Genomic DNA, 12340 nt, shown 5'->3' on the forward strand with positions numbered 1-12340 from the left:
GCCCCGGCGCCCCGTCGCGCCGGGATCACGCGGGCGTGGCGCGCGTCACGCGTCCTCGCGGTTGAGGTTCTCCAGCCGGAAGAAGTTGCTCTGCGTGCCGTCGCTCCTGGTCTCCTGGTAGATGAAGTTGAGCCCCCGCTTGTCGAGGGTCTCGAACCACTCGTCCCAGCTCACGTGCCGGAGCTTGCCCCCGCTGTAGCCGGGGAAGTCGAACCGCAGCACGCCCGGACGGTCGCCGTGCTCGGTGCCCTCGACCGTGGCGGGTGTGCCCTTGCGCTCCTCGGCCCACTGCTCGATGACCTCGTGACTGGTGGTGACGAGGCTGCGGCCCTCGCGCTCGGGCTCCTCCTCCGGGGAGCGGATCTCCTGCGAGTACTTCAGGCTTCTGGAGGTCTCGGGGCCCTGCCGGACGTCTCCCTCACCCTCGCCGGAGCCCTGGGAGCGGGCGGATTCCTTGCCACTCATGTGAACCACCTCCAGGCGTCCCCTACCCGGCGCCTCCGGCCTCGAACGACCGCGCCGGACCGCGCTCAGCGGGCGGGCAGCCGGCCGGCGATGCCGTCCAGGAGGAACTCCAGCCCGAGCGCGAACTGCTCGTCCGGCGTGGGGCCCGCCGGAGCGGCCAGCCAGCCGGTCAGGTGCGGGAGACGGCCGTCGGCGGCGGCCAGGCCGTGGAGGGTCGCGATGGCGGCGTAGAGGGTGGCGGCGTCGTCGAGGCCGTACCGCTGGGTGAGCCGGGCCTCCTCGGCCTCCTGCAGGCCGGTGCCGGTCACATGCCGGTCGATCATGGCCGCGTACGTCATGGCCTCGGCGAGGGTCGCGCCGCGCCCGGCCAGCACGGCGAGCATGAACTCCAGCCGGCGCATCATGTGCGGCCCCGCAGGGGGACGGCTGTGGACCAGCTGCGCGAACCACGGGTGCCGCCGGATCATCTCCCGGGACCGCAGCGCGGTCTCCGCCAGGTCGGCCCGCCAGTCGGGACCGGGCCGGTCCGGCACGGGGATCTCGGCGGTGGCGGCGTCGAGCATCAGGTCGACCAGCCCGTCCTTGCTCCGCACGTAGCGGTACAGCGCCATCGACGTGTAGTCGCCCAGCCGGGCCGCTATCGCCTTCATCGTGAGCGCGTCCAGCCCCGACTCGTCGGCGACGGCCATCGCCGCCGTCACGATCTCCTCCCGGCCGAGCGCGCGCCGGCGCGGCGGCGGGGGCTGGGTCCAGATCAACGGGATCGGGGTGGACTCGCGCATGATCCGAGTATACGGTCTAAACTCAAAGTTTATTACGTAAACTCTGTGAGAGAGGCGAGACGGATGCCCGAGACCACCGTGGAGACAAGCACCGCGTTCGAGCCCGAGGGTGTCCGCTTGGGCGTCGTCCGGGGGATCGGCTACGGGCTGTTCGGAAAGCCCGACGAGTTCGTCCCGCAGGCCCGCGCCCTGGGAGCCGGGCTGGTCCGGGCCTACGTCTACTGGGGGCAGGTCGAGCCGGAGCCCGGCCGGTACGCCTGGGACGTCGTCGACGCCCTGCTCGCGCAGCTCGACGGCGACGAGGAGGTGTGGCTCACCCTCTGTTCGAGCTCACCCTGGGCCACCCGCGTGCCGACCGACTTCCTCCCGCCGTCCCCGGCCCTCGACCTGGAGGCGTACGGCGCGTTCGTGCGGCGGGTGGTCCGCCGCTGCGCGGGCCGGGTCCGGTACTGGCAGTGCGACAACGAGCCGAGCAACACCGACCTGCTGTGGGCCGGCACGGCGGAGGAGTACGTCGCGCAGCTCCGCGTCCTGCACGCGGCGGTGAGGGAGGCCGACCCGGCGGCCACCGTCGTGCTGGGCGGCTGCGGGTACGACGTGCTGAGCGGGCAGGAGGGGAGCGAGCCCCGGCTGTTCTTCGACCACGTGGTGTCCGCGGGCCGCGACGCCTTCGACCTGTTCGACGTCCACCTGTACGGCGAGGCAGCCGCGGCCCCGGCGCACATCGCGTTCGCCCGCGATCTCATGCGCCGCCACGGATATCTCAAACCGGTGGTCGTCGGCGAGCACGCCGCCCCGGTGCCGTTCGAGTTCCCCGAGGCGCAGGCGGTCATGTACGAGGCGTTCTCCGGCGCGTTCGCGGACGCGCCGCGGTCGCAGAGCACCTCGGAGCTCGCGGAGCGCATGGGGCAGGACACCCCCGAGCGGCGGGCCATGTCGGCCCTGTACGACCGGATGGCCGAGCTGCCGGAGACGCTCCAGATGTTCCTCGCCGGCTGCCCTGTCGAGCTGGAGGACAGGCGGCACCGGATCAACGCCCGCCAGCTCGTCATGTGCACGATGCTGGCCCTGGCCGAAGGGGTCCGCCGCACCGTCTACTGGAACCTCGCGCCGGAGGTCCCCGGCCCGCTCGACCCTCGTCAGGTGATGCACCTGATGTTCGGCAAGCTCGTGCTGCTCGACTACGAGGGGACCACGCTCGGGGTCCGCCGTCCGGCGGCCGGAGCGTTCGCCCTGCTCGCCGAGCTGCTGGCGGGGGTGCGGAGGGTGCGCCGCGCCGAGACGCCGGGGTCGCCGGATCTGTACGCCTTCGAGGTCGAGCGCGAGGGCCGGGAGCCGCTGCTGGTGCTCTGGCGCGGGCGCGACATGGTGACCGGGGAGGACGAGCCGCCCATCACCGTGGACCGGCCGTGGGCCGCTCCCGCCGCCACCGCGGTCGACGCCCTCGGCGGAACCCCGCCCGTCGAGGTCGCGGGCGGACGGCTCCGGCTTCCGGTGTCCGTGACCCCCGTCTTCGTCACTCCGTGGGGTACTAAGGATTAATTAGCGACTCAGGATTGCTGATAGGGGTGGAACGCTGTCGCCCACCTGTTGAGGAGTCCTGTCATGGCCACTTTGAAGATCATCGTCGCGAGCACCCGTCCCGGCCGCGCCGGCCTGCCCCTCGGGGAGTGGGCCAGGGAGCAGGCGGAGGCGCACGGCGGGTTCTCGAAGGTCGAGGTGATCGACCTGGCCGAGGTGAACCTGCCCTTCATGGACGAGCCCAACCACCCCCGGCTGCGGCAGTACACGAAGCGGCACACCCACGAGTGGAGCGCGGCCGTCGACGAGGCGGACGCGTTCGTGTTCGTGACGCCGGAGTACAACCACGGCTACAACGCCGTGCTGAAGAACGCCCTCGACTACCTGCACCAGGAGTGGCAGTACAAGCCGGTCGGCCTGGTCAGCTACGGCGGGGTGGCCGCCGGCACCCGGGCCGCCCAGCAGCTCAAGCAGGTGCTGACGGCGCTCAAGCTGACGCCGGTCTACGAGGCGGTGGCCATCCCGTTCGTCCATCAGTTCATCGACGAGGAAGGTACCGTGGTGGCCAACGACAACATGATCACGTCCGCCAAGGCCATGTTCGACGAGCTGGCCCGGCAGACGGAGGCGCTGCGCCCGCTGCGCGAGGGGGCGCTCTCCGCATGACGAGACGACCGGGGAGCCCATGAACGAGGTCCAGCGTGTCTGCTCGCGCTTCCACGCGGCCATCGAGCTGATCGGAGCCCGCTGGACCGGCGCCATCCTGCGTGCCGTCTTCACCGGCCGGCACCGCTACGCGCAGATCAAGGCGGCCGTGCCCGGGGTGAGCGACACCATGCTCGCCCAGCGGCTGCGCACACTGGAGGACGAGGGGGTCCTCGAGCGCCGGGTCCTGCCCTCCACCCCCGTCCAGGTGGAGTACCACCTGACCGCGAAGGGACGCGACCTCGACGAGGCCATGGAGGCGGTGCGCGCCTGGGCGGACAAGTGGATCCCCATGGAGGGGCCGCCGGACGAGCCCGCCGCCGGACACGGCGGCTGAACGCCCTCCCGCCGATCGAGCCGGTGTCGCCGGCTCGATCGGCGAGCCGCCCCCGGGGCCGACGACATGCCGGCCCCGGCATGTGATCGCCCCACAAAGATCTTCTTCCGGGACCGACGAATCGGAGCCGGCCGGCAGGTACATCCACCGACCGACCGGATCCGAGAGAAGGAATCCCGATGACCACACGCACCGACGCCGGCGTCCACGAGCTCCTGCGCCAGGTCTACGCGGCCTGGACGGACAACGACGCCGACGCCTTTGCCGCCCTGTACCTCCCCGACGCCACCGTCGTGCTGCCCGGGGTGCTCCACCGGGGACGCGAGGCGGTCCGGGCCTACATGGCCGCCGCCTTCGCCGGGCCGCTGAAGGGCTCACGCGGGATAGACGAGCCCGAGGACGTGCGGGTCATGGGCGACACGGCCGTCGTCGTCAGCAGGGCCGGGATCCTCATGGCGGGGGAGACCGCCCTGCCGGCCGACCGGGAGCGCCTGGCGACCTGGGTGCTGGCCCGGCGCGACGGCGAGTGGCGGATCGCCGCGTACGCGAACGCGCCCGCGCGCTGACGGTGCGAGGCTGGGGCGTCCCCGGGCCCGGGGACGCACCGGAAGGGGGGACCGGCGTGGGCGTCGCGACCGGCGGGGACTTCGAGGCGCAGGCGGGGCCGTACCGGGACGAGCTGCTCGTCCACTGCTACCGCATGCTCGGCTCGGTCCACGAGGCGGAGGACCTGGTCCAGGAGACGATGTTGCGCGCCTGGCGCGCGTGGCGCCGGTACGACCCGTCGCTGGCCTCGGTCCGCACGTGGCTGTACCGGATCGCCACGAACGCGTGCCTGTCCGCCCTGGAGGGGAGGGCCCGCAGGCCCCTGCCGTCCGGTCTGGGAGGGCCGAGCGACGACCCGGACGCGCCGCTGACCCCGGCCGCCGACGTGCCGTGGCTCCAGCCGTTCCCGGACGCGCGCCTCGGAGACCCGGCCGCCGAGGTCGTACGGCGGGGCACGCTGCGGCTGGCCCTGGTCGCGGCGATGCAGGTCCTGCCGCCGCGGCAGCGGGCCGTGCTCATCCTCAGGGACGTGCTGCAGTTCTCCGCCACCGAGGCGGCGGCACTGCTGGAGACCTCGCCCGCCGCGGTCAACAGCGCCCTGCAGCGCGCCCGGGCGAGCCTCTCCGGCTGCGCACCCGCCGAGGGCCGGGTCGCCGAGCCCGGCGACGCCGCGGTGCGGCGGACCGTCGACCGCTACATCCGGTCGTTCGAGGCCGGGGACGTCGCCGGGCTGGTCGCCCTGCTGACCCGTGACGCCGTGCTGGAGATGCCCCCCGTGCCGCTCTGGTACGCCGGGAGGGACGGCTACGGGCGGTTCATGACGCGGGTGTTCGCGATGCGCGGCGCCGACTGGCGGATCAGGGCCCTCACGGCCAACACGCAGCCGGCCCTGGCCGCCTACTGCCGCGACGGCGACGCCTACGCGCTCCACACGCTCCAGGTGCTGACCGTGACCTCGGAGGGGGTCGCGCGGAACGTCGTCTTCCAGGACCGGGCGGTGTTCGCGGCGTTCCGGCTGCCTGGCAGCCTCTCGTGAATGCGAAGAGACATCGCCGATTCTGGCTGCTTCTGCCAAGGGATTGGGATTTTTACCCGGGCATCCGCGGCTGTAGGCTTGCCCGTGTGACGACGTTCCGGATCAGCGAGGCCGCCGCGCTGCTCGGCGTCAGCGCCGACACCGTGCGGCGGTGGGTGGACGGGGGACGCCTGGCCGCCGAGCGCGACCGGCACGGCCACCGCGTGGTGGCCGGCACCGATCTGGCGGCCTTCGCCCGCGCGCAGATCGAGGTCGAGGGGGGCACCGGGCACTCCTCGGCGCGCAACCGCTTCCGCGGGATCGTGACCGAGGTGGTCAGGGACGCGGTGATGGCCCAGGTGGAGATCGCCGCCGGACCGTTCCGGGTGGTCTCGCTGATGAGCCGGCAGGCGGCCGACGAGCTGGGCCTGGAGCCCGGCGTGGTCGCCGTCGCCGTCATCAAGTCCACGAACGTCGTCGTGGAGATCCCCGATGGCGCCCGCGCCGCGACCCCGTAGGAGTGAAGTGCTTCCGACGCGTCTCACCCGGCGGGTCGCCGCCGTCGCCGCCGCCGTCGTCCTCGTGGCCGGCTGCGGCTCCACCGGCTCCGGTGACGCCGCCGCCCCCGCCGCGTCCGGTTCCGCGGCCTCCGCGGGGACACCGCTGACCGTGTTCGCCGCGGCCTCGCTCACCGAGACGTTCACCACGCTGGGCACGACCTTCGAGGCCGCCCACCCCGGCACCAAGGTCACGTTCAACTTCGGCTCCAGCGCGACGCTCGCCCAGCAGATCACCCAGGGCGCCCCGGCCGACGTCTTCGCCGCGGCCAGCCCCGCCACGATGAAGAGCGTCACCGACGCCGGCCTGGCCGCCGGGACACCGGCGACGTTCGTGCGCAACCGGCTGGAGATCGCCGTCCCGCCCGGCAACCCGGCCAAGGTCGACGAGCTCAGGGACCTCGCCGACCCGAAGGTGAAGGTCGCGCTGTGCGCCGCGCAGGTGCCCTGCGGGGCGGCGGCCGTCAAGGCCCTCGACGCGGCCGGGCTGAAGGTCACCCCCGTCACCCTCGAACAGGACGTCAAGGCCACGCTCACCAAGGTCGAGCTCGGCGAGGTCGACGCCGCCCTCGTCTACCGCACCGACGTGCTGGCCGCCGGGGGCAAGGTGAAGGGAATCGACTTTCCCGAGGCGGCCGAGGCGATCAACGACTACCCCGTCGCGGCGCTGTCGAAGGCCGCTCAGCCCGAGCTGGCCCGGCAGTTCGTCGACCTGGTCCTGTCGCCGCAGGGCCGGGACGTCCTGACCGCGGCCGGGTTCGAGTCGCCCTGACCATGACCGCCGCGGCTCGCCCCCGCGCCCGTACGGCAGGGGGACGGCGATGAGGACCCGCCCGGGGGCGGCGGGGCCGGTGCGCGGGCCGGTGCCCTGGGCGCTGGCGGTCCCGGCCGTCGCCGGCGTGGCGTTCCTCGTGCTGCCGCTCGCCGGGCTGCTGGTCCGCGCGCCGTGGGCCACGCTGCCGCGGCGGCTGGCCGAGCCGCAGGTGCTGGAGGCGCTGCGCCTGTCGCTGGTCACCGCGACCGTCGCGACGCTGGTGTGCCTGGTGCTCGGCGTGCCGCTCGCGTGGCTGCTGGCCCGCGCCGAGTTCCCGGGCCGCCGGTTGCTGCGCGCGCTGATCACGGTGCCGCTGGTGCTGCCGCCGGTCGTGGGCGGCGTCGCCCTGCTGCTCGTCCTCGGCCGCCGGGGACTGGTGGGCCAGTGGCTGGACTCGGCGTTCGGGGTGTCGCTGCCCTTCACCACGGCCGGCGTCGTGGTCGCCGAGGCGTTCGTCGCCATGCCGTTCCTCGTGATCAGCGTGGAGGGCGCGATGCGCGGGGCCGACCGCCGCTACGAGGAGGCCGCCGCCACGCTCGGCGCCTCCCGCTGGACGGTCTTCCGCCGGGTCACGCTGCCGCTGATCACCCCCGGCGTGCTGGCGGGCGCGGTGCTGTGCTGGGCCCGGGCGCTGGGCGAGTTCGGGGCCACGATCACCTTCGCCGGGAACTTCCCCGGCCGCACCCAGACCATGCCGCTCGCCGTCTACCTGGCCCTCGAGACCGAGCCCGACGCGGCCGTCGTGCTCAGCCTCGTGCTGCTGGCGGTCTCGGTCGCGATCCTGGCCGCCCTGCGCGAGCGATGGGTGGGCGGCCCGTGACGGCGGGAGAGCGCGGGGGCCTGCGGGCCCGGCTGATCGTCGAGCGGGCCGCCTTCCGCCTCGGCGTCGACCTGGAGGCGGCGCCGGGGGAGGTGGTCGCGCTGCTCGGGCCGAACGGCGCGGGCAAGACCACGGCTCTGCGGGCGCTGGCGGGGCTGGCGGCCCTGGGGGAGGGCGGGAGCATCGACCTGGACGGCGAGCCCCTGCACACCCTGCCCGCCGAGCGCCGCCCGATCGGCGTGGTGTTCCAGGACTACCTGCTCTTCCCCCACCTGTCCGCCCTGGACAACGTGGCGTTCGGGCCGCGATGCCGGGGGGTGCCGAAGGCCGAGGCCCGCCGCCTGGCCGCCGCCCTGCTCGACCGCGTAGGCCTGGCCGGGCACGCCGCCGCCCGGCCGCGGCAGCTGTCCGGCGGGCAGGCGCAGCGCGTGGCCCTGGCCCGCGCCCTCGCCGTACGGCCGCGGCTGCTGCTGCTCGACGAGCCGCTGGCCGCGCTCGACGCCCACACCCGGCTGGAGATCCGCTCCGAGCTGCGCCGGCACCTGGCCGGCTTCGACGGCGCGACCGTCCTGGTGACCCACGACGCGCTGGACGCCATGGTCCTGGCCGACCGGCTCGTGGTGATCGAGAACGGCGCGGTGGTGCAGCAGGGCCCGCCGGCGGAGGTGGCCCGCCGCCCGCAGACCGACTACGTGGCCCGCCTCGTCGGCCTCAACCTCTACCGGGGCATGGCCGACGGCCATCTCGTCACCGTGGGCGACGTCGTGTTCAGCGTGGCCGAGCGGCTGAGCGGGCCGGCGTTCGTCGCCTTCTCGCCCGCCGCCGTCGCCCTCTACCGCAGCCGGCCCGACGGCACCCCGCGCAACCTGTGGCGGTGCCGGATCGAGGGGATCGAGCCGCACGGCGACGGCATCCGGGTCCACCTGGAGGGCCCGCCGTCCGTGGCGGCGGACGTGACCCCGGCCGCCGTGGTGGACCTCGACCTCGGCCGGGGCCAGGAGGTCTGGGCCGTGGTCAAGGCGACCGAGACCCACGCGTACCCGGCCTGACGAGGGCGGCCCGGGGGAGTCCGGGCCGCCCTCGCCCCGCTACGCGGTCGCGCAGGGCGAGCCGTTCAGCGTGAACTGCCGGGGCGCGGGGTTGGCCGCGTTGTCCCAGCGGCCGAGGAAGCCGAAGGTCACGCTGCCGCCGTTCGCGCCGATCGTGGCGTTGTAGCTCGCGTTGGTCACCGTGACCTTCCCTCCGCTCTGGGAGTAGGAGCCGTCCCACATCTGCGTGACGGCCTGCCCGTTGCCGTACGTCCAGGCGAGCCGCCAGCCCTTCACGGCGGCCGTGCCCCGGTTGACGATCCGGACGCCTGCCTGGAAGCCGCCGGGCCACTGGTTCGTGATCGTGTACGTCACGGCGCAGGAGGCGTTCGGGGTCGGCGACGGCGTGGGCGTCGGGCTCGGCGTGGGCGTGGGTGTCGGTGTGGGGGTGGGCGTGGGGGACGGGCTGGTGCTGGGGGACGGCGACGGGCCGGTCCCCTCGGGGATCACGATCGTGCTGATCGAGTTCGCCGGGAAGGTCCCGGTGAAGCCTCCGGATCCCACCTGCAGGTCGGCGCCGCGCGCGATGGCCGTCACGTCGCTCGCGCCGTACCGGTAGACCTGCGCGGTCGCGCCGCCGTCCCGCCCCTTGAGCGCGACGGAGCTGGTGAGGTCGCCGGTCGTCTTGTTCACGACGACGAGCGTGAGCGCGCCGTCCGACGCCCGCTCGGCCGCGTACACCGCGAGTTTGCCCTGGTCGGCGCTGGTCGCGCTGACACCGGTCTCGCCGAACCGGCCGCCCTTGCCGTCGTAGTTCAGGTACATGCGGAAGGCGTAGGCGCCGGGCTGGGACGCCGTGGGCGGGCCCCAGAGGGTGGCCAGGTCGAGGCCCTCGCGGCCGAAGATGCCGAGGATGTCGGCCTCGGCCAGGGCGCCGTTGATGTGGTCGAGGGCGCCCCAGTTGTACTCGGTGATCGCGGTCTTGGTGCCGGGGTAGTTGGCCGCGACCGTCTCCTTCATCCGCGGGATGAGGCGGACCTGGGTGTTGATCCAGCTCTCGTCGGTGTAGGCCGGGTCCCACAGGGCGCGGGTGGAGCGCAGGCGCAGCGCGTCGGTGGTGGGGTCGCCGCCCTGGCCGAAGGCGACACCGGACGCCTGCGGATAGAAGTGCTCGTCGAAGTAGTCGAGCACGCGCAGGTGGTGCTCGTCCTCGTACTTCTTCATCTGCTGCAGGTACCAGGCCGAGAACGGCAGGCCGCCCCGCACGTCCTTGTCGGGCGGGTTCGACCAGCAGTTGGTGCGGCCGCAGGTCTCCTGGTCGAGGCCGGAGTAGTCCCACGACGACCAGCCCCAGCCGACCGGGCCGAGCGTCTTCGCCCCCGGGTCGGCGGCCTTGACCGCGGCGCCGATCAGGTACCCCTGGTCGCGCAGCTCCTCCGAGCTCGCGCCCTTGGGGTGCACGTCGCGGTGCGTGCTGTGCCAGATGTCGGGCTCGTTGTCGAGGTTGTAGAACTTCACGCCGCCCGCGCCGGCCGTGCCGTACTTCGCCGTGAGGTGGCCGAGCCAGTCCTTCACGTACCCGGCCCCGGCCTCGACGCTGGTGTCGTGGGGGTCGTTCCCGGTGATCGGGGTGCCGTCGGGTTTGACGCCATTGCCGCAGTCGGGCCGCCACTGGTCGGTCTGCTGCTGCGGGCCGTACTTGGCCACGGAGAACCCGCAGGACGCGTCCCGCGCCTTCGGCACCCAGCCGATCAGGGGGACGGTCAGGATCGTGTCGGTGCCGGTGCGCCGGTCCTGCTCCACGAACCGGTCCGTGCTGGAGCCGTCGGGCAGCTGCGACGGGTCGGCGTCGTCCTCCGCGATGTTCTCGAAGAACCAGTCGGAGGCGCGGTTGTCGGTGTCGTACAGGTAGTTGTACCGGGTGGTCGCGTTGCCGCCCCACCGTCGCACCGGCAGCCGCAGCTCCTTGGCGAGCGCCTCGTCGGCGAAGTTCATGCCGTAGATGTACGGGCTGATGGCGTGGCGGCCGGCGGTCACGTCGACGGTGAGCGCGGGGCCGTCGGCGGCGGCGACGGCCGGCACCCGCCCGGCCACGCCGATCGCCGCGGCGACGGCCGCCGCCACGCCGATCGTGAGCGTTCTCGTGCGCACGGGTCTCCTCTCGGGTCCCTGGGGTCCGGGGCGGCCGGACGCGAGGTGGGGGGCGCGCCCGGCCAGGGCATCACGCTGGCCGGGGGCCGGGACGGGGGACAAGACGGGGTTGCGCCCGTCCACCCGAACCCCGCGCTGAACAGGCACGACCCTCCGGAGGGCCGTGCAAGTTTCACGGCTCGGGCCGCGCACGGCACACACCGGGGTGAAAGTGCGAGAAACTCATGCAATGACCCATGCGGCGACAAACTGGGCGGGCAACGTCACCTTCCGCGCGGACCGCGTCGAGCGGCCGTCCTCCCTCGACGAGCTGCGCGCGCTCGTCGCGCGCAGCGCCAAGGTGCGCGTGCTCGGCAGCGGCCACTCGTTCAACCGGATCGCCGACTCCCCGGGCGCGCTCGTCTCGCTCGACGGCCTCACGCCGGACGTGGAGATCGACAGCGCCTCCGCCACGGTCAGGGTCGCCGCCGCCGTCCGGTACGGCGACCTCGGCCGTCGCCTGCACGACAAGGGCTTCGCGCTGCCCAACCTCGCGTCGCTGCCGCACATCTCGGTCGCCGGCTCCGTGGCCACCGGCACGCACGGCTCGGGCGACGCGAACGGCGGCCTCGCCACGTCCGTCTCCGCCGTGGAGATGGTCACCGCCGGGGGCGACCTGGTGACCCTGAGCCGGGACGGCGACCCCGGCCGGTTCCCCGGGGCGGTCGTCGCGCTCGGCGCGCTCGGCGCCGTGGTGAACCTGACGCTCGACCTCCTGCCCGCGTTCGAGGTGCGGCAGCGGGTGTACGAGGCCCTGCCGGCCGAGGCGCTGGACGACCACTTCGACGACCTCGTCTCCGCGGCCTACAGCGTGAGCCTGTTCACCGACTGGCGCTCGTCCCGGATCAACCAGGTCTGGGTGAAGGAGCGCGACGGCGAGGCGGGGGAGGCGCCGGCGGACCTGTTCGGGGCGCTGCCCGCCGACGGCCCGCGGCACCCCGTCCCGGGCATGGGCGCCGACCACTGCACGGCGCAGATGGGCGTCCCCGGCCCCTGGTTCGAGCGGCTGCCGCACTTCCGGCCCGACTTCACCCCCAGCAGCGGGGAGGAGCTCCAGGCGGAGTACATGGTGCCGCGCTCCCGGGCGGTCGAGGCGTTCCACGCGCTCGACGGCATCCGCGACCTGATCGCCCCCGTGCTGCAGATCTCCGAGATCCGAACGGTCGCCGCGGACGACCTGTGGCTGAGCCCCTCCCAGGGCCGGGACACCGTGGCCTTCCACTTCACCTGGGTCAAGGACACGGAGGCCGTGCTCCCGGTGCTGGGCGCGATCGAGGAGCGCCTGGCGCCGTTCGGCGCCCGGCCGCACTGGGGCAAGCTGTTCACCCTCCCGCCCGCCGTCCTGCGGTCGCGGTACGAGCGGCTCGGCGACTTCCGGGAGCTCGCGCGCCACTACGACCCCGACGGCGTGTTCGCCAACGAGTACGTCGAGCGGTACGTGCTGGACGCCTGACCCGCGCCGGCCGCGCCGGGCACGTCGCGACGAGACCGCCGTCGTGGATCGCCGCAGGGTTTCGGTCCCGTGCGACGCCGGTGAGCCGGACCGGGCCGCCGACGTCC

The 12340-nt window shown here is 73.8% G+C and carries 13 protein-coding genes; 10 read left to right on the forward strand and 3 right to left on the reverse strand.

Features of this window, described 5'->3' with window-relative positions:
* Window positions 1-45: 45 nt before the first annotated feature.
* Together MPTA5024_RS38065 and MPTA5024_RS38070 are read right to left on the reverse strand one after the other, a co-directional pair.
* A complete protein-coding gene (locus MPTA5024_RS38065) occupies window positions 46-465 on the reverse strand; it encodes a hypothetical protein (protein WP_232326814.1) in 420 nt (139 codons plus the stop codon).
* A 65-nt stretch (window positions 466-530) separates the two neighbouring features.
* Window positions 531-1247 (reverse strand): TetR/AcrR family transcriptional regulator, encoded by a 717-nt coding sequence (locus tag MPTA5024_RS38070; RefSeq protein ID WP_036333355.1) that lies wholly within the window; start codon window positions 1245-1247, stop codon window positions 531-533.
* 63 nt (window positions 1248-1310) lie between these two features.
* Between MPTA5024_RS38070 and MPTA5024_RS38075 the strand changes: the two genes are divergently transcribed.
* The 9 genes from MPTA5024_RS38075 (at window position 1311) to MPTA5024_RS38115 (ending at window position 8611) form a co-directional block, all read left to right on the forward strand.
* Window positions 1311-2789, forward strand: coding sequence for a hypothetical protein (locus MPTA5024_RS38075; RefSeq protein WP_036333357.1), 1479 nt, complete (start codon window positions 1311-1313; stop codon window positions 2787-2789).
* Between the two features lie 63 nt (window positions 2790-2852).
* Entirely contained in the window at window positions 2853-3434 is a 582-nt protein-coding gene (locus tag MPTA5024_RS38080) for an NADPH-dependent FMN reductase (protein WP_036333359.1), read from the forward strand.
* 19 nt (window positions 3435-3453) lie between these two features.
* A complete protein-coding gene (locus MPTA5024_RS38085; protein WP_036333361.1) occupies window positions 3454-3810 on the forward strand; it encodes a winged helix-turn-helix transcriptional regulator in 357 nt (118 codons plus the stop codon).
* A gap of 179 nt (window positions 3811-3989) precedes the next feature.
* On the forward strand, window positions 3990-4376 hold the full coding sequence (locus tag MPTA5024_RS38090) for an SgcJ/EcaC family oxidoreductase (RefSeq protein ID WP_036333363.1): 387 nt from the start codon (window positions 3990-3992) through the stop codon (window positions 4374-4376).
* Window positions 4377-4432: 56 nt separating this feature from the next.
* Window positions 4433-5392, forward strand: a complete 960-nt coding sequence (locus MPTA5024_RS38095) for a sigma-70 family RNA polymerase sigma factor (RefSeq protein ID WP_036333365.1) — start codon at window positions 4433-4435, stop codon at window positions 5390-5392.
* Between the two features lie 86 nt (window positions 5393-5478).
* On the forward strand, window positions 5479-5889 hold the full coding sequence (locus MPTA5024_RS38100; protein ID WP_036333367.1) for a TOBE domain-containing protein: 411 nt from the start codon (window positions 5479-5481) through the stop codon (window positions 5887-5889).
* Window positions 5864-6700, forward strand: coding sequence for a molybdate ABC transporter substrate-binding protein (gene modA / locus MPTA5024_RS38105; protein ID WP_084370345.1), 837 nt, complete (start codon window positions 5864-5866; stop codon window positions 6698-6700). The genes MPTA5024_RS38100 and modA overlap by 26 nt, the downstream gene beginning before the upstream one ends.
* Before the next feature lie 49 nt (window positions 6701-6749).
* A complete protein-coding gene (locus MPTA5024_RS38110; protein WP_036333371.1) occupies window positions 6750-7562 on the forward strand; it encodes an ABC transporter permease in 813 nt (270 codons plus the stop codon).
* Window positions 7544-8611 (forward strand): ABC transporter ATP-binding protein, encoded by a 1068-nt coding sequence (locus MPTA5024_RS38115; protein ID WP_051459179.1) that lies wholly within the window; start codon window positions 7544-7546, stop codon window positions 8609-8611. Before MPTA5024_RS38110 ends, MPTA5024_RS38115 begins: the two co-directional genes overlap by 19 nt.
* Before the next feature lie 39 nt (window positions 8612-8650).
* On the opposite strand, the gene MPTA5024_RS38120 is transcribed toward MPTA5024_RS38115, so the two are convergent.
* Window positions 8651-10741, reverse strand: a complete 2091-nt coding sequence (locus tag MPTA5024_RS38120; RefSeq protein WP_051459180.1) for a glycoside hydrolase family 44 protein — start codon at window positions 10739-10741, stop codon at window positions 8651-8653.
* Between the two features lie 229 nt (window positions 10742-10970).
* Here MPTA5024_RS38120 and MPTA5024_RS38125 point away from each other — a divergent pair, with 229 nt between their 5' ends.
* Window positions 10971-12233, forward strand: a complete 1263-nt coding sequence (locus tag MPTA5024_RS38125; protein ID WP_036333373.1) for a D-arabinono-1,4-lactone oxidase — start codon at window positions 10971-10973, stop codon at window positions 12231-12233.
* Window positions 12234-12340 lie beyond the last annotated feature (107 nt).

The sequence above is a fragment of the Microbispora sp. ATCC PTA-5024 genome (genome assembly GCF_000511135.2).
Taxonomy (GTDB): Bacteria; Actinomycetota; Actinomycetes; order Streptosporangiales; family Streptosporangiaceae; genus Microbispora; species Microbispora corallina.